The organism is Enterococcus sp. DIV1206, assembly GCF_051712485.1.
Lineage (GTDB): Bacteria > Bacillota > Bacilli > Lactobacillales > Enterococcaceae > Enterococcus > Enterococcus faecalis.
The window spans coordinates 2553576-2571563 of the sequence record NZ_JBIOOZ010000001.1 but is presented as its reverse complement, the minus strand read 5'-3'; the positions used below and the strand labels follow the sequence as shown (position 1 = coordinate 2571563).

General features: G+C 38.7%; 14 protein-coding genes. 11 read left to right on the top strand and 3 right to left on the bottom strand.

Annotated elements, in window-relative coordinates; translation table 11 throughout:
• Positions 1-69: 69 nt before the first annotated feature.
• Positions 70-1371 (top strand): PTS sugar transporter subunit IIC, encoded by a 1302-nt coding sequence (locus IGK86_RS12760; protein ID WP_010713755.1) that lies wholly within the window; start codon positions 70-72, stop codon positions 1369-1371.
• The gene (locus tag IGK86_RS12755; RefSeq protein WP_016616576.1) at positions 1364-2776 is read left to right on the top strand and encodes a glycoside hydrolase family 1 protein; all 1413 of its coding nucleotides are present in this window, start codon (positions 1364-1366) and stop codon (positions 2774-2776) included. Before IGK86_RS12760 ends, IGK86_RS12755 begins: the two co-directional genes overlap by 8 nt.
• 103 nt (positions 2777-2879) lie before the next feature.
• Here the strand turns inward: IGK86_RS12755 and IGK86_RS12750 are convergent, their stop codons facing one another.
• On the bottom strand, positions 2880-3947 hold the full coding sequence (locus IGK86_RS12750; protein ID WP_002384771.1) for a choloylglycine hydrolase family protein: 1068 nt from the start codon (positions 3945-3947) through the stop codon (positions 2880-2882).
• 176 nt (positions 3948-4123) lie between these two features.
• On the opposite strand from IGK86_RS12750, the gene IGK86_RS12745 reads away from it, so the two are divergent.
• Positions 4124-5785: a SulP family inorganic anion transporter gene (locus IGK86_RS12745; protein WP_002396652.1), complete on the top strand. Its 1662-nt coding sequence runs from the start codon at positions 4124-4126 to the stop codon at positions 5783-5785.
• Positions 5786-5949: 164 nt separating this feature from the next.
• On the opposite strand, the gene IGK86_RS12740 is transcribed toward IGK86_RS12745, so the two are convergent.
• Positions 5950-6642 carry a hypothetical protein gene (locus tag IGK86_RS12740; protein ID WP_010713757.1) on the bottom strand — a complete coding sequence of 231 codons (693 nt, stop codon included), beginning with the start codon at positions 6640-6642 and terminating at the stop codon, positions 5950-5952.
• 192 nt (positions 6643-6834) lie between these two features.
• Here IGK86_RS12740 and sylA point away from each other — a divergent pair, with 192 nt between their 5' ends.
• The 6 genes from sylA (at position 6835) to allE (ending at position 13485) form a co-directional block, all read left to right on the top strand.
• Positions 6835-7287, top strand: coding sequence for a transcriptional regulator SylA (gene sylA / locus IGK86_RS12735; protein WP_002383314.1), 453 nt, complete (start codon positions 6835-6837; stop codon positions 7285-7287).
• Between the two features lie 18 nt (positions 7288-7305).
• Positions 7306-7818, top strand: a complete 513-nt coding sequence (locus tag IGK86_RS12730; RefSeq protein WP_002399070.1) for a GNAT family N-acetyltransferase — start codon at positions 7306-7308, stop codon at positions 7816-7818.
• Positions 7819-8411: 593 nt separating this feature from the next.
• A complete protein-coding gene (gene allW / locus IGK86_RS12725) occupies positions 8412-9908 on the top strand; it encodes an allantoin permease (RefSeq protein WP_010713759.1) in 1497 nt (498 codons plus the stop codon).
• Positions 9909-11273 carry an allantoinase AllB gene (allB, locus tag IGK86_RS12720; protein WP_002367359.1) on the top strand — a complete coding sequence of 455 codons (1365 nt, stop codon included), beginning with the start codon at positions 9909-9911 and terminating at the stop codon, positions 11271-11273.
• Between the two features lie 181 nt (positions 11274-11454).
• The gene (allC, locus tag IGK86_RS12715) at positions 11455-12678 is read left to right on the top strand and encodes an allantoate deiminase (protein ID WP_002383320.1); all 1224 of its coding nucleotides are present in this window, start codon (positions 11455-11457) and stop codon (positions 12676-12678) included.
• Between the two features lie 21 nt (positions 12679-12699).
• Positions 12700-13485 (top strand): (S)-ureidoglycine aminohydrolase, encoded by a 786-nt coding sequence (gene allE, locus IGK86_RS12710; protein ID WP_010713760.1) that lies wholly within the window; start codon positions 12700-12702, stop codon positions 13483-13485.
• A gap of 117 nt (positions 13486-13602) precedes the next feature.
• On the opposite strand, the gene IGK86_RS12705 is transcribed toward allE, so the two are convergent.
• Complete coding sequence (locus IGK86_RS12705; protein WP_002371698.1) at positions 13603-15228, bottom strand: PucR family transcriptional regulator; 1626 nt, start codon at positions 15226-15228, stop codon at positions 13603-13605.
• Positions 15229-15399: 171 nt separating this feature from the next.
• Here IGK86_RS12705 and IGK86_RS12700 point away from each other — a divergent pair, with 171 nt between their 5' ends.
• Positions 15400-16608 carry a pyridoxal-phosphate-dependent aminotransferase family protein gene (locus IGK86_RS12700; RefSeq protein WP_002355061.1) on the top strand — a complete coding sequence of 403 codons (1209 nt, stop codon included), beginning with the start codon at positions 15400-15402 and terminating at the stop codon, positions 16606-16608.
• A gap of 97 nt (positions 16609-16705) precedes the next feature.
• Positions 16706-17965 (top strand): MFS transporter, encoded by a 1260-nt coding sequence (locus IGK86_RS12695; RefSeq protein WP_002368361.1) that lies wholly within the window; start codon positions 16706-16708, stop codon positions 17963-17965.
• Positions 17966-17988 lie beyond the last annotated feature (23 nt).

The following is a 17988-nucleotide window of genomic DNA, read 5'->3' as shown; positions in this document are numbered from 1 at the left end:
AAAACCGCTTTACCTTGAAGTAACTTTAAGGTGTATACTCAACGTAAATTAGAAAGAGGAGAGAATTGTATGTTTGATAAGTTTCAACGTTTTTTAGAAAAGTTTATTGGTCCAATCGCTGAAAGAATGCAAAAAAGTAAGGTCATTCAAGCACTAACTAATGGGATGATGGCTGTTTTACCCGTTTCTTTAGGGGTTGCTTTTATCGCAATTGTAGGGAATTTTCCTATTCCAATTTGGCAAGAATTTTTAACATCCATTGGGTTAGCTCCAATCATTCAAGAAGTCATTGCTATGACCAGTGGCTTGTACGCTGTTTACATTGTTTGTACCATTGCGTATGAAACTGCGAAGATTGAAAAACAAAATCCCATCACTAGTGTTATATTATCTTTGGCATTTTTCTTGATCTTGGTACCACAGTTTGCCGTTAAATTAGGTGGAGAAGAAACAATTGTCATTAAAACAGCATCAATTGGGACTGACGGGATTTTTGTAGCTATTCTAGTCGGGTTAGGTGTAACTATGTTATATAGTTATTTAATGAAAAAAGAATTTTTACGAATTAAATTACCTGATTCCGTTCCTACGATGGTGACAGATTCGTTAAGTCCAACCTTTGTAGCCATGATAATTTTTGTGGTAGCTTTATTAGTCAAAGCTATTTTCACATATACTGGTTCGGGGGATGCGATGAGCTTTTTAACCGAGCTAGTGAGTAAACCAATTGCATCATTAGGTCAATCACCAATGACGGTTATTGTAGTCTTTACACTAGCAAATCTATTATGGTTTTTTGGTATTCATCCAAGTCCAATTATTAATATTTTCTTTGCTGTGATGGCGCCAGTCTTTCTAGCTAATATTAATGCATTTATTGCTGGTCAAGCGTTGCCTTATCCAGAAATTATGTTTTTCTCTAGTATTATTATGGTTGGCGGAACTGGGAATACGATTGGTTTAGCCTTTTGTATGTTAAGAGCAAAATCAGAACGATACAAATCCCTTGGTAAATTAGGTGTTGTACCAAGTATTTTCAATATTAATGAGCCATTGATTTTCGGTGTTCCGATTATGCTGAACCCTATTTTCTTTATTCCGTTGGTAAGTTCAACAGCTGTCGGTGGTTTGGTGTTACATTTATTCTATAAAGTTGGTTTCTTAAATTACTATAATCCAACGGTTGAATTACCTTGGGTGACACCACCAGTTGTTGCAGAAACTTTCTATGGCGGCATTCGCTTTGGGTTGGCAATGATTGCTGTGGTAATTGCTCTGACGTTGTTATATTATCCATTTTTCCGTATGGCTGATGAACGAGCAGTGAAAGAAGAGCAGACCTTAGCGACAGGAGAACAAGAAAATGAGTAGCAGCGAAAAAAAACAATTGAGCAGTATGCCAAATGATTTTTTGTGGGGTGGTGCAATTTCTGCTACTCAAGTAGAAGGTGCCTATAACCGTGACGGAAAAGGCTTGAGTAATTTAGATTTAGCTTTGCGTTGTAAAAAAGGGGAGAAACGTCAAATAACTCAACAAGTGGATGTAAATCAATACTATCCTTCTCATCGAGCGATTGGCTTTTATGAAAGTTATCAAAAAGATATCCAACTGTTCGCTGATATGGGATTTAAAAGTCTTCGATTTTCAATCCAATGGTCACGCATTTTTCCAACTGGAGAAGAGGAACGGCCTAATGAAGCAGGTTTATTATTTTATGAAAAAATTTTGGACGAGCTAGAGCGTCATCGAATCGAACCAATTATAACGATTTCACATTTTGATTTACCAGAAAATTTAGTGACAAAATATGGTTCGTGGAAAAATCGCCAAGTCATTACGTTCTATTTACGCTTTTGTGAAGCGCTATTTCAACGATTCAGTGATCGTGTCCGCTATTGGATTCCGTTTAATGAGATTAATGTTATTACGTATATGCCTTATTTTTCTACTGGGATTCATACGGAAAATTCTCAAGAAATTTTCCAAATGGCGCATCATCAGTTAGTAGCAAGTGCAAAAGCGGTTCAATTAGGTCGGAAATATTCAAGTAACTATCGTTTTGCAACAATGCTTATGTATGGCCCGACTTATCCGCACAATTGTCACCCTGAATCTGTTTTTCAAGCAATGATGGATGATGAGGAAACCTATTATTTTGGTGATATTCAGATTCGAGGATATTATTCTCCGTGGGCTAAAAAAATGTTGGAGCAACTGGGTGTCCAACTAGTTATTACAGAAGAAGATGAACAAGACTTACGAGAAGGTGTGGTGGACTTTGTTAGTATAAGTTATTATATGAGTTGGACTACTGCACCAGAAACAGCAGCAGGAAATATGGCAACAGGAGGGAAAAATCCATTTTTAGAGCAATCTGAATGGGGCTGGCAAGTGGATCCACTGGGACTGCGGATTAGTTTAAATCGTTTGTATCAACGATATGAGAAAGAAATTATGATTGTTGAAAATGGCTTAGGAGCAGTTGATCATTGTTCAGAAAATGGTGAAATTTATGATGATTATCGCATTGATTATTTACAACAACATTTGCTGGCAGTGAAACAAGCGATTGTCTTAGATGGTGTGCCAGTAATTGGTTTTACCGTCTGGAGTGCCATCGACTCAATTAGTGCTTCAACTGGAGAAATTGGTAAAAGGTATGGTTTGATTTATGTAGATTTAGATGATGAAGGTCAGGGGACGCTGGCTCGAAAAAAGAAAGCCTCTTTTTATTGGTATCAAAAGATCATTGAGTCCAATGGTGCAGAGTTGTAAGCTCTATTTTCCGGAGTGGTATGATAAAATAACTGAACGACTAAACGCATGAACGAAACAACGTCTCTGACCAATTACCTGGTCAGAGACGTTGTTTGTGTTTTTATTGATTTAAATCTGTTAGTAGTAGCTCGTTAGAAACAGCAAAAGTAGTAACTTCTGTTAAAGCTGGATCCAAAGTGTATTTTGTAAATGAGGTAGTACTTTCTGGTTGGACATACATGGTTAGATTAGTCACATCATATCCTGACCAATAATGTGTGAAATCAGACAGAGAATTACTTTGACCTAAATGGCCAATCCCCCGAGGAATCATCACTGTTTGGAAGGCGCGATAGAGTTGCATAATCCCTTCAGAGCTATCAAATTCTTGGAGATTGTCAGAATAGTATAACGCACGAATGAAGCGTGACGGCGAAGTGAAGTCTCCTGGGATTCCTAGTAGTCCGTAAGAAGTCCCGCCTTCAATTGGGTCAAGTGTTGCGCCTGATTTTAAAGTGTAAGGTTCTTTAATAGCGTAGTTGCGCATTCCGATATAGTTTCGTGCATTGGTTAAATGATAATTGTATTCTGGGCTGTTTGTGACTACGCCAATCGAATCATAAATGACGAACGCTCCGTTATCTGTTGGTTGCAAAACGATACTATTATTATTTTTATCATTAATGGTCCAGTGTAAGGTGAAATGAACTTCCCCCAATGAATCAAGTTGGAATTTTTGATCTAACAGGCCGATTTTTTCAAAAGCTACTTTTACTTCGTCAACGCTTTCAAAATTACTCAAAATATAAGCAAGTACTTCTTCTGCAATATGAGGTGTTAAACCACGATCTGCTAAACTTTCAGCAGGTGCTGTTGAAGATTCCATTAAATATTGAATATCACCAGATAAGCCGGCTTCATTGATACCATCTGTGATAGCAAGGCTGACGGTTTTACCATCGTTCGCTGGTTGATCTGTGCCTGACATTGCTAGTCCCATAAAGGAATATTTTGCCGTCCAAGGATTTAGTTGGCTATTTAGAACTGTACCTTTTGGAAATTGAGCAATTAGAGTAGGGATTTTTGGTGCAATTGGATCTTCGTTGCCAAAAAAGTCAAACGTAAAATCCATCGTACGTCCATAAAAAATATCATTTGTTTTGGAAATAATCTTGATGCCTGTACACATAATAGTTTCCCCCAATTAATGTAAGTTTGTGAAGCCTGTTTACTAGTTAAGCATATCATACTCTAGGAAACAGCGGTGGCTAAATTCCTAAAATATTAGACAATTTTGTCTAAATGAGGTGAAAAAAATTTTTTAGCGATTTCCTTCACAAAACACCTTATTATCTTTCCGAAAATATGATATCTTTAGAATGGAAATTTCATGAAAAGAGGATGCGAATGTTTAAAAAGTACACACAAATGATAAGGGATGAATTTAAAGGGTATAATCAAAAAAAATTGAAAAAAGATTTCTTGGCAGGTTTGACTGTTGCAGCCGTCGCGTTGCCATTAGCGTTAGCGTTTGGGGTCTCTAGCGGTGCTACTGCAGCAGCTGGCATGATCACGGCGATTATCGCTGGAATTGTGATTGGGAGCCTTTCGGGTGGGTTTTATCAAATTTCAGGACCAACAGGTGCGATGGCAGCTATTTTAATGTCAATTGCGGCAGTGCATGGCATGCAAGGGATTTTGTTGGCCACCTTTTTGGCGGGAATTTTCTTGCTTTTGGCAGGGATTTTGCGTTTAGGGAGCTTGACTTCTTTTATTCCGTCACCGGTCATTACCGGGTTTACTTCAGGAATTGCTATTATTATTGCGTTGGGGCAGCTTGATAATTTCTTTGGGGTTCGTTCAGAAGGCCACAATTTAATTGAGAAAATCAGCAGTTATCGTTCATTGGGCTTTGATTTAAGTATACCAACGACGGTGATGTCGATTTTAGTGGTGCTTGGATTAGTATTCTTTCCGAAAAAGTGGAATGCGATGATACCAGCTTCATTGGTGATGATTATTTTAGCTACGTTAGCAACAGTGGTTTTTCAACTGCCAGTGGCCACTGTAGGGAAAATTCCGACAAGTATTTTTAGTGATACACGTTTAGAACTTGGTTCGCTTCAATTAAGTGCGTTTCAGGATATTTTGGTGCCTTCAATTAGCATTGCTATGTTAGGTATGATTGAAAGTTTGCTTTGTGGCGCTTCGGCTGGTCGCATGACAGGGAAACCATTAGACAGTAATCAGGAACTAGTGGCACAAGGAATTGGTAACTTAATTTTGCCATTTTTCGGTGGCGTTCCTGCGACAGCAGCGATTGCCCGCACAAGCGTAGTGATTAAATCTGGTGCACAAACACGTTTAGCGGGTATTTTTCATGCAGTCTTTTTATTGTTATCGATGTTGCTTTTATCGCCAGTCATGTCTAAAATTCCCATGCCTGCGTTAGCTGGTGTTTTAGTGGTGACAGCGTGGCGAATGAATGAATGGTCGGTGATTAAAGAATTCTTCCAGAAACGTTTCCACACAGCCTTATGTTTATTCTTTTTAACGATGGTAGCGACCGTTATTTTTGACTTGAGTTTAGCGATTGTTTTAGGGGTCTTAGCTGGTTGCCTGTTTTTCATTGCAAAAAGTGCCGTGATTACGATTAATGTCGAGGAAGTTGATTGGTCAAGAATGGGGCTAGTACCGACCGATTGTACGGAAAATTGGGTGGTGGTTTATTTGAGTGGCCCGTTATTTTTCATGTCTTCTGAACGATTGAAACAAACGTTACTGCAATTGGAAACAAAAAGTGGTGTAGTATTTTCAATGCGAGGAGTTCCTAGCATTGATAGTACGGCGTTAGATATTTTAGAAGAATTTTGTCTTGCAGCAGAAGGTCGTGGACAACAAGTTCAATTTGCCGCTCTGCAACCAGAAGTTGAAAAAATGATTCGAACCATTCAAGGAAATCAAGAGAAAGAATACCATTTCTCAGTCGCAGAATTTTTACAAACGGTGCATGTTGCAGAACAATAATTCATTTTCAAATGAAATGTTCTATTTTCTATTGCGTGCTTAATGGGTGAAGAAATAAGAAAAATAAGTGGGGACTAAAACGAGTTTCTAGAGGAGTTCCTAAAAAATAATAAAGAGAAAACTTCTCAGTATGAAGTTTTCTCTTTATTATTTTTTTAGGTTATTTATTGAATTACTTCTAGCATAACGTCTTTTTGATCATCCGTAACATTGCCTGCGTAGTTAGGAGTGATTAAAGATATCGAACCATTTTTATTGTTGAATAAGTATAAAGTACCCGATCTATTTTGTTCATCGTTTGAAGAAATATTAGTTCCTAAAATTAACTCTGTATTTACTTTAACGGTGCGAATACTGTTATCGCCCGCCGAGAATATTCTAATCTCTTTTGTAGGAATTGTATTTATAGATAGCTCATATTTATTAATGGCTTCTTTCACTTGACCATTTTCAGCCCCAAACAATTTAGTTCGGAAGGTAGCAGTTGGTGTTGAATTTAAGTTTTCTAACGTAATTGAAGTTGGCACATTCATTCCTTTAAAATTAAATACTAGTGGATTGTTTAAACTACTAAGATCGACAGCATAAGGTGTTGCTTCTAAAGAATTTGCTTCTTCGACATTTGTGGATACTTCATTTTTAGACTTTGCCGAAGCTTGAGTGGTGCTGGCACTTTCTGAAGTTTCTTTTAGTTTATTATTAGAGCTTGTTTCTGTGCTAGAACTGTAATGATTAGTACTGCTTTTTATTGATGTTGTATGATTGGTAGAATTTTCTTGTTTTTTAGGTTCATTCGCTTTTTGAGAACTACAACCTGTTAAAAAAATAACTAAAATAACACAAAATAATTTTTTCATACTATTCCTCCTATAGACGCTATAACTAATTTTATCTTACTTGTTAATATAACAAAAGAAATAATTATTTTATTTTCACGAATGCTCAAATTGTTTAAATCTATAGTTTTTATACTTATTTTTGTTGCATTTGCAACAAAAATAAGTTAAAGTAATGACAATCATAAAATATTAGCGAAAGGAAGTGTCCTAGTGACAGATATTTTAAGAGAAATTGGCATGATTGCGCGGGCCTTAGATTCAATCAGTAATATCGAATTTAAGGAATTATCTTTAACACGAGGACAATATCTTTATTTGGTCAGGGTATGTGAAAATCCTGGAATTATCCAAGAAAAGATCGCCGAACTGATTAAAGTTGATCGAACCACAGCGGCGCGGGCGATTAAGCGTTTGGAAGAACAAGGCTTTATTTATCGTCAAGAAGATGCAAGCAACAAAAAAATTAAGCGGATTTATGCCACAGAAAAAGGGAAAAACGTTTATCCAATCATTGTGCGCGAAAATCAACACTCGAATCAAGTGGCTTTGCAAGGCTTGTCAGAAGTGGAAATTTCACAATTGGCAGAGTACTTAGTCCGGATGCGTAAAAATGTCAGCGAAGATTGGGAATTTGTCAAAAAAGGGAACACTCGAAATTATTAAGGAAAGGACGACTGATTGATGGGAGAAATAAAACAATTAACAATAGAAGATGCACCAGCGTTACAAGAAATCAGCATTGAAACTTATACAGATACTTTCGGACCATATAATACCCCAGAAAATATGCAAGCCTATTTAGTAGAAGCTTACAATTTAGAAAAATTACAAAAGGAATTGGCTAATCCCCACTCTGACTTTTATTTTATCTTTGTCGATAATCAATTAGCTGGCTACATGAAATTAAATCGTGAGACGGCACAAACGGAACCGATGGGGCCAGAAAAGCTCGAGGTTGAGCGATTGTATATTTTGCCTGCGTTTAAAGGAAAGAAGCTGGGGACACAATTGTTAGAACTGGCGGAAGAAAAAGCTCGTGAATTTGGTAAAAACGCACTGTGGCTAGGTGTCTGGGAACACAATGATGCGGCGCGGGCATTTTATAAAACGATTGGCTACCGCTATTACAGTCAACATTCGTTTTTTATGGGAGACGATGAACAGACGGATTTTATTTTGTTAAAGGAATTGTAGCAAGAAAATTTAGAAACAAAGATTTCTGATAAAATCAGAAATCTTTGTTTATTTTTTTGACTAAAATTAAGCATTTTTTTATTTTCAAAATGTTATTTTTAAAAACGTAAAAATTGAAAAAGAAGATTTTGAATCTGTGAAAAGTTGTCGATCTTGTGAGAAAACTCTTTTGTCAGTGTCTTTTTTCAGGATGGGTCTCTTCCTGAAAATCCACTTCAGTTTATCTGTTTTGTGTGTGTTTGATTAAAAAATGTTGTGTTGGGTTTCATTTAACTGTATAATTTATTTATGTCATTTTTAATAATAAGCGTATTTTAGCATTTGAAAAGAGAAGTTGTACATAATATGTGAATAAAAAGATTTGTTTCTTATTTTCTAGAGTGAGAAGACGATATAAAAAAGGTTGCTATTTTTTCGTTCAAAGTGAACAAAGAATCGTTTGTTATTTAGTTGGGGTAACTAATGATTCTTGTTATAAAAAGCGCTTACAATTCGTGTGATGAGAGTAGTACGCATGTTTGTGCAAAAGTGACAAAAAAGAGAAGGTAGGGTGTTTTAATAGAAAAAAATTTTAATAAAAAGGAGAGTTTGTCGTGGAGAAAAATGTGTCTCAAGTAACAGCTCAAGAAGAAACAGCGCTGAAAGCACGTGGCTACAATGAGGATTTGTTGCCAAGTAGCCCGAAACAACGGACAATGGGCGCGCGCAATTTTTTTACATTATGGATGGGTTCGATTCATAATATCCCGAATTATGCAGCAGTGGGCGGCTTTATTTTCTTAGGTTTATCGCCGCTGCAAGTTATGCTGGCAGTTGTGCTAAGCTCATTCATTGTAGCAGCCTTCATGAATTTGAATGGCGTGGCTGGCTCTAAATATGGCATTCCTTTTGCGATGCACTTACAGTCTACTTACGGCAGTCTCGGGGCAAAACTGCCAGGGTTCTTAAGAGGTTGTGTGGCCGCAATTGCTTGGTTTGGTCTGCAAACATTTACAGGATCGCTGGCTTTATTAATTATTCTCGGGAAATTTTGGCCGAACTTTTTAGAAATTGGTGGATCATTCCAGTTTTTTGGTCTCAGGCTACCTGAATTAATGGCGTTTACTCTTTTCTGGCTCTTAAATGTGGCAATAGGTTTCGGTGGTAGCAAAATTTTGAACCGGTTTACCGCCATTTTAAGTCCGTTGATTTATGTCGTTATTATTGGATTAACGATTTGGGCCATTCGAGCTGGGGGCGGTTTAACACCGATTTTGTCTTATCAAGTTTCTGGTGCGATTCGTTCAGTCAATCCACTGGTGGCGTATCTGATTATTTTTAACTCGGTTGTGGCCGTTTGGTCAGCGCCTGGTGCGAGTGTAGCGGATTTTACTAAGAATGCGCGCTCGACACGTGCTCAGGTTGTGGGGCAAACAGCAGGTTTAGTTGTTGGTTATGGGATTTTCGCTTTTTCCAGTGTGGTTATTCTGTTAGGTGGTTCGCTGTATTTTGGGATTCAAGAATGGAATATTTTAAACATTATTGATCGTTTAGATAATGTGGCAGTGGTGGTCTTAGCCATGTCGGTTTTCTTATTAACGACTATTTCAACGAATGCAACGGGGAACATCATTCCGGCAGGTTATCAATTGGCGGCGCTATTTCCTAAAAAAATGACGTATAAAAAAGGCGTCATGATTGCCAGTGTTATCAGCTTTCTCATTATGCCTTGGAAACTGATGGAAAACGCCGATAGTATTTTTATTTTTCTGAACGCAATTGGGGCTGTTTTAGGACCAGTCGCTGGCGTGATGATTGCGAATTATTATTTTGTTCAAAAGCAACAAATAGATTTAAATGCTTTATATGTAGATAAACGCAAAAAAGAGGAAGCCAATCCTTTTTACGGATTAAACAAGCCGGCGTATGTCGCTACTATTCTGGCGTTGGTTCTTTCCTTAAGTGGTCAATTTATTCCACAGGTTAAAATCATTGCTGATATTTCGTGGTTTGTGGGCTTTGCCACAGGTTTTGTGCTGTACTTAGTGTTAAAAAAATGGACTTGGGATTCAAAAAAAGTGAAAGAAACAGCTTATCAGGAGGGAAAATAAATGCAAGCAGAGTTAGTGATTAAAAACGGGTTAGTTATTTTAGAAACTGGAGAAGTCATTACGGATGTCGCCGTTCAAGGAGGAAAAATCGTAGCGATTGGGCAAGACTTGTCAGGAGAACGTGTGATTGATGCGACGGGTTTAGTCGTTAGTCCTGGGATGGTGGATGCTCATGTTCATATTACCGATCCTGGTGGTGGTTACCGCGATGAATGGGAAGGGTATGTCACGGGAACGGCCGCTTGTGCCAAAGGGGGCGTGACGACCTTTATGGAAATGCCTTTAAATCAGATTCCAGCAACTGTGGATAAGACCTCTCTTGAGATCAAATACAAGGCAGGAGAAAATAAACTAAAAGTAGATGTAGGGTCATTTGGCGGCGTGGTCCCGACCAATTTGGCTGGTGGGATTCAGGAACTTGATGAAGGAGGCGTTTCCGGCTATAAATGCTTTTTAGGAACGTGCGGCGATCGTTCAATTGAAGGAGATTTTCAAAATGTCGACGATTATTCACTATATGAAGGAATGAAACAAGTTGCTAAGACTGGCAAAGTGCTAGCAATCCATGCAGAAAATGCGCCAATTACGGATAAATTAGGCGCGTTAGCTTATCAAAATGGCGAAACGACTTTAGCGGCATATGTAGCTACACGTCCTGTGTTTACCGAAGTTGAAGCGATTCAAAAAGCCATTTTATTTGCCAAAGAAACAGGTTGTCGGATTCATATTTGCCATGTGGCTTGTCAAGAAGGCGTGGAAGAAGTTTTGAAAGCCCAAGCAGAAGGGGTAGATGTGACTTGTGAAACATGTACGCATTATTTATATTTTACCACGGATGAACTTGATGCCATTGGTCCAGTTGTCAAATGTTCGCCGCCGATTCGTGACGCGGACCAACAAGCCGCCTTATGGAACCACGTGCAAACAGGCGGCATCGCGTTTGTAACCTCTGACCATTCTCCTTGTACGCCAGACTTAAAAGATACAACCAATGCTTTTGAAGCTTGGGGCGGCATTTCTGGTGTTCAAAATAACGTCGATGTGTTATTCGATGAAGCCGTCCAAAAACGTGGTTTATCCTTGAAACAATTCGCGGATATGATTGCAGCAAACCCAGCTGACCGTTATCACTTAGCGCAAAAAGGCCGCATCAGCATTGGTAAGGATGCCGATTTTGTACTAATTAAACCTAATGCGCCGTATATCTTAAAAGCAGAAGATTTAGAATACCGAAATAAAATTAGTCCTTACATTGGTCGTGAAATTGGGGCCCAAGTGATTCAAACAATTTTAAGAGGCGAAACAATTTACGCACAAGAAACTGGAGTAACTGAGGCATTTAACGGCGTATTTATCAAAAATTAAACACCTATTTTAGAAATGGAAAGGGACAGAAGCGTGATTGAATTAGCGCCTCTGTCCACGAGTTAGAGGATGTTCGTTGGCTGTTTTGCACAAAAAAAGGCTTAATTTTGTTTGATAAGTACAATGAAGATAGCTAGGGAAACGTTTACAATCAGAGTGTAATCAGTCAGGAGGTTTTGTGATGGACTTGGAAAAAGTTTTAAAACAAAGAATCGAAGAGTTGTCAGCAATTGGGAGTGATCCTGCAGGAGGGATGACACGCTTACTTTATACAGATTCGTGGTTGGCAGCACAAAAGTATGTGCAAAGCCAAACTGAGGCGTTTGGACTGGAAACGCAATTTGACGAAGTCGGGAATCTGTTTTGTCGAGTGGCAGGAACGGAATTTCCTCAGGAAACGATTTTAACTGGGTCACATATCGACACAGTAGTTAATGGTGGGACCTTAGATGGTCAATATGGTGTCATTGCTTCCATGACGGCTGTTCAATATTTATTAGACAAATATGGGAAACCACGGCGTTCTTTAGAAGTGCTTTCCATGGCTGAAGAAGAAGGGAGTCGTTTTCCAACGGTTTTCTGGGGAAGTAAAAATGTCGTTGGTGAAGCCAAACGTGAAGAAGTAGTCGACATCTCTGACAACGAAGGTAAAAAGTTTGTTGATGAGATGCATCGCCAAGGCTTTGATTTTCGGCAGGAGCAAACTAGACGTGAGGACATTGAAGCATTTGTCGAAATTCATATTGAACAAGGCAATATTTTAGAGAACGAAAAGCTCCAAGTCGGTGTTGTTCATAGTATTGTGGGGCAACGTCGCTACACGGTTAACTTAAAAGGGCAAGCCAATCATGCAGGCACTACGCCAATGAGTTACCGTCATGATGCGGTGTACGGTTTTGCTAAAATTTGTGCAGAAGCCATTGATCGTGCGAATGAAATTGGTGATCCGTTAGTTTTAACATTCGGCAAAGTCATTCCGAAACCCAATACAGTCAACGTGGTGCCTGGAGAAGTGGAATTTACAATTGACTGCCGTCATACCGACGCTGCTTTTTTACGACATTTTACAGGTGAATTAGAAGAACGGATGAAGACAATTGCTCAAGAATTAGGCTTAACGATTGCGATTGACCGCTGGATGGATGAAGCCCCTGTACCGATGAATCAAGCAATTGTAGAAGTTATTGAACAAAAAGCCAAAGAAGGCAAGTATCAGTATCGTATGATGCATAGTGGTGCTGGGCATGATTCGCAAATTATTGCGCCCCATTACCCGACAGCGATGATATTTGTGCCAAGTATTGGTGGGATTAGTCATAATCCAGCAGAAGCAACGGCATTTCCAGATTTGGTTGAAGGCGTCAAGCTTTTAGCAGATACCTTATATGAATTAGCGTATAAATAAGATAGAAAAGGAAGAATTGTGATGGGTTATAAAAATAATCGAGTTGGTTACCAAAAAGAATTGTTAACATCAAGAGCTGTGATAAAAAAAGACAATTACGCCATTATTCCCCATGATGGTTTGGTGCAAAATGCAGTACCTGGTTTTGAAAATGTCGATATTTCCATTTTGGGATCACCTAAATTAGGTGCGACATTTGTGGATTACATTGCTACGTTTCATAAAAATGGTCAACAAACAACTGGTTTTGGTGGCGACGGGATTCAAACGTTGGTTTATGTCATTGACGGTCGTTTGCGCGTTTCAGATGGTCAAGAAACCCATGAGCTTGAAGCCGGGGGCTACGCCTACTTTACGCCTGAAATGAAAATGTATTTAGCGAACGCACAGGAAGCGGACACAGAAGTTTTCTTATATAAAAAACGCTATCAGCCGTTGGCGGGCCATCAACCTTATAAAGTGGTTGGGTCAATTCATGACCAACAACCCGAAGAATATGAAGGAATGACAGACGTTTTACTTTGGAGTTTATTGCCGAAAGAGTTTGACTTTGATATGAATATGCATATCTTATCTTTTGAACCAGGCGCTAGTCATGCCTATATTGAAACGCATGTCCAAGAGCATGGTGCGTATTTAATTAGTGGCCAAGGGATGTACAATTTGGACAATGAATGGTATCCAGTGGAAAAAGGGGACTATATTTTCATGAGTGCCTATGTGCCACAAGCAGCCTATGCGGTTGGCCGTAAAGAACCGCTAATGTACGTTTATTCCAAAGATGCCAATCGTGAACCAGAATTATAACGAAAAGCCGAATGTAAAGTAATGACCTCGGAACAATAGGATTTGAACACGCAGTGGTGAACGGTAGAGTCCTTTTTCTTGGTAGACGTTACTTTTATTCGGCTATTTTCCTGTTAATTATTTTTCTGAAAGCTCTAGCGCTACCCGTAAGAGTAAACTCGTCTCAGGCTCTTGAATAGAGGTGTCTAATAATTTTTCACATTGATTCATGCGATATTTAATGGTGTTTCTGTGAAGGTAAAGAGCGTTGGCCGTTTTAGTAATTTCGCAATTGAAATCTAAAAAAACTTTCAAGGTTTTTCGTAATTCTTGTAACGTCGGTTCCGTCGGATAGGCCAACTCTTTCAATTGTTGCTGGCAAAAGTATTCAACATCTTCAGTGCCAATCTTTTCAAAAAGTCCAGCTAGGCCTTTGGGATGGAACAATTGCACAGTCGCTGGTTTTTGAGCGTGTAAAGAAGCCTCTAATGTCGAGGAAGCTTCAATATAAGAATTAGGCAAATCTTCTAGGTTTTCATAAGCATTGCCTAAAGCAAAGCGAATGGTAATAGGCAAAGCCTGTTGCAAACGTTCAGCGAGGTTTTGCAAAATCATCAAATGGTCATTTTTCTTAGATTGAAAAATTAAGATACTTTTATTTTGATTTTTTAATTTAAACAAGGCGACATCTGGCAGGATTTCCGGCAATTGTTCTTTGAGCCATTGGAAAATTAGTTGCCCTTCCGCTTGTTGATAACGAATATGGGTTTCATTTTCTGGTTTAGTCACGCCGTAGACAATCGCTAATTGATAATAATCACTGTTTATTAAACGATAATTTTTCCAAAGTTCCAACCAATTTTGATGTTTACTCAGCGCTTCTTGATGTGTATCAAGCAAGCGGTCCAAAAAGTCTGTTTTGAGATGCTCAAAAGATTCAGCAATTTTCTGGTTTTTAAATAACATAAAAGTCAAAACTAAAATGGCCTGATCAATGGCAAATTCAGAAATAGGATAAGGAATCTGTTCAGGAGATAAAACCAATAAATAATAGGGAAAATAATCGTTCACACGAATTGGAAAGCCAGCTACTTGAATGTTTTCTTGTCGCTCATCCTGTAAACGAAAGATTTTCTTTTCTTGTGCCAATTGTTGAAAGTGGTCTTTTGATAATTGTTCGATGAAAAACTCCGCCGATTTTTGATTGCCATAAAAATAATTCGAGTGGGCAATCACCTGTTGCCAAGGACTTAATAAAATAATTGGCGCATTTAAAATTTTCGCAAATTCAGCGATGAAACGCGTAGCATCAACATCTTGCATTAATAATGTTGAAAAACGCTTTTGGATGTCAAATGCTACAGACATCTGTTCGGTTTTGCTATCACGAAGATAGCCTACAATTTCATGCAACAACCCGCCTAGTGGCTGTGTGCTAGGAATTTTAATCAGGGGCAAATCAACGGCACTGGCATAGGCAACAATTTCTGGTGAAATTTCGTCAAGGAACCGCCCAACTTTGATTCCTAAAGCCGTACATTCTGCTTGTTTTAACGAGTCAATAAAAGGTTTCAATTTTTCTTGATCATCTTTATAAATCATTGCCGTTGTTAAAATCATGACATTTTTAGGGATAAAATCAGCCACATCAGGTGTTTCCGTGATTTCTACACTTTCCAAGGGCTGTGTTAAGTTTGAGTGAGACGATAATAATTGTAAGTCAGAAAATCTTGGTAAAGCCAAGACCTCAGCTAATATTTTCATCACAACAACCTCCTTTTTTTATAGTATAGCGAAGAATAAAAAGGAGTACAAAAGATAGTTATTGAATATGTCTAAAAAACAAAGTCAAAATAGTGCAAATTGAACAATGAATTTCTGGGTTTTTCCAAAGATAATAAAAGAGAAGAATTAAAAATGAAGTGAGGGATTACTATGTATCAACAACCAAATTTTGTACGGCGAACAATCATGACGCCGGGACCAGTCGAAGCCCATCCATCGGTACTTCGTCAAATGGGTCAACCAATTTTAGGGCAATTTGATCCAGAATTTCTACAGATTATGGACGAAGTTCGGGAAATGATTAAAGTACCTTTTGCCACAAAGAATCAACAAGCCTTTGCCATTGATGGCACGTCACGTTCAGGCTTAGAAGCGGGGTTATTTGCATTGATTGAGCCAGGTGACAAAGTGCTTGTGCCTGCGTACGGCCGGTTTGCTTATTTATTAGGTGAAATTTGCGAACGCGCCCGGGCCGAAGTCATTTATTTAGAAAAGGACTGGCTCGCACCGTTTGAACAAACAACGGTGATTGAAGCGATTAAAGAACATCAACCAAAAATTGTTGCGATGGTCCACGGCGAAACGGCGAATGCACAAATGCAACCGCTGGATCAAATTGGCGCCTTTTGTCGGGAAAATGAAATTTTCTTCGTAGTAGATATGGTGGCGACTTACGGCGGTGTCGAAACAAAGGTCGATGATTGGAAGATTGATATTGCGGTAGCAGGCACTCAAAAATGTGTCAGTGTACCTTCAGGCCTTTCTTTGATTACTTACAACCAACGTGTGGCCGATTATCTGGCGGGCCGTTACCAAAAAGAGTTAGGACTTGGTGCGGATGCGCGGAATGAACGGTTCATTCAAAGTAACTACTTGGATTTATCGCAATTAGAAAAATATTGGGGACCAGAGCGCTTAAATCACCATACAGAAGCGACTACAATGATTTATGGGCTACATGAAGGGTTGCGCTTGTTACTTCAAGAAGGCATGGAAAATGTCTACGCACGCCATCGGAAAAACGATCGTATTTTAGTTGAAAGTCTGCAAAAAATGGGCTTAGAAATTTTCGGGAAGTTAGACACAAAAACACCAACAGTCATTCCTGTGGTCATTCCAGAAGGAATTGATGGTGAAAAAGTGCGGAGCTTATTACTGGATCATTTTAAAGTTGAAATTGCCTCTTCCTTCGGTGATTTAAAAGGAAAAATTTGGCGGGTCGGTAATATGGGTTACAGCAGTCGCGAAGACAATGTGTTGCATTTCTTAAGTGCCTTTGAGACTGTACTGAAACACCAAGGCTATCAATTTGAAGGCGGTAGCGGTAGTACTCATGCATTGGCTGAGTATTTAAACTAAAAAAGAAGGTAGGACAAAGGTCACTACGTAAAAAAGCGTAGTGCTTTTGTTCCTTGTGAAACGTTAACCAAAAAAATGATTGGTGGAGGAAAAGAAAATGACAGACAAGACAAAAAGTTCGTTGGCTTATTGGAAAAAAATCGTTATTTTACTATGTATGGGCTGGGTAACAATCTGGATTTATCGTTCCGCGCTTTCTCCCGTTTATCCACAAATTCGTGCGTCTCTAAATGGTAACGCTTCCGATACGGCCCTAGGGTCCATTTCTAGCTTTTATTTTCTCGGTTACGTAGTCATGCAGATTCCTGCAGGCTTCTTGGTAGACAAGATTGGGAAAAAACGTGTATTAATTCCAGGCTTTATCTTGTTTGCGCTGGCAGCATTACTGATTGCCCAAGCCCAAACGATTGGAACAATTTACTTAGGTAGCTTATTGGCAGGCTTAGGATGTGGTTCTTTCTATGGCTCGGCTTACTCGTTGACGTCGCAAAACATTCCTCAAGCCAAAAAAAGTTTTGCAACAGCTATTGTCAACAGTGGTTCAGCCGTTGGTTCAGGTTTAGGGATGATTTTATCTAGTTATTTAGTTGCCCAAAAAGGATTGCCTTGGCAAGTGATGATGTACATTTCCGCCTTTATGATTATTTGTATGTTAGTGGCTTTTCAAGTGATTATTCGCAATCATAAAGAAGACATGGCCTTGATTCAGCCAACCGTTGTTGATGAAAAAGATAACGGAGCGGTAAAAGAAAAAGTGCCCTTTAAAAAACTGTTTGCGCCACATATGCTATTTGCGTATATTTTATATTTTGGCACTTGTTATGCATATTATATGATTGTGACTTGGTTACCTAATTTTTTAAGTACCGAACGTGGTTTCCAAGGAGCGGCGATAGGATTATCCTCTTCGCTGGTCGCATTTGCCTCTATTCCAGGAGCGTTATTTTTTAGTCGGTTGGCGGATAAGTACATGCATAAAAAAGTTCAATTCATCGTTGTTTTAGAATTTTTAGCAACAGCCATGCTTTTGTTAACTGTACAAGTAAGTAATGCGACGTTGTTATTAATTGCTTTAATTATGTATGGGTTCTTAGGAAAATTAGCTGTAGAACCGATTATTATTTCTTGGCTAGGTGAAAATGCACCAAAAATTGGAATTGGCACTACTTTGGGCGTGTTTAACTTTTTCGGCATGATGTCATCTGTGATCGCCCCAGCTTTGACTGGGAAAATTTCTGACACAACGGGTTCGAAAGTCATGGGCTTTTATATCGCCGTCGTGATTTTACTAATTGGCACGATTCTTTTTATGCTTGTCAATTTAAAAAAACGCGGGGCAGATTCGTCTAATAAATAAAAAAAACAACGCAAACTTATCTT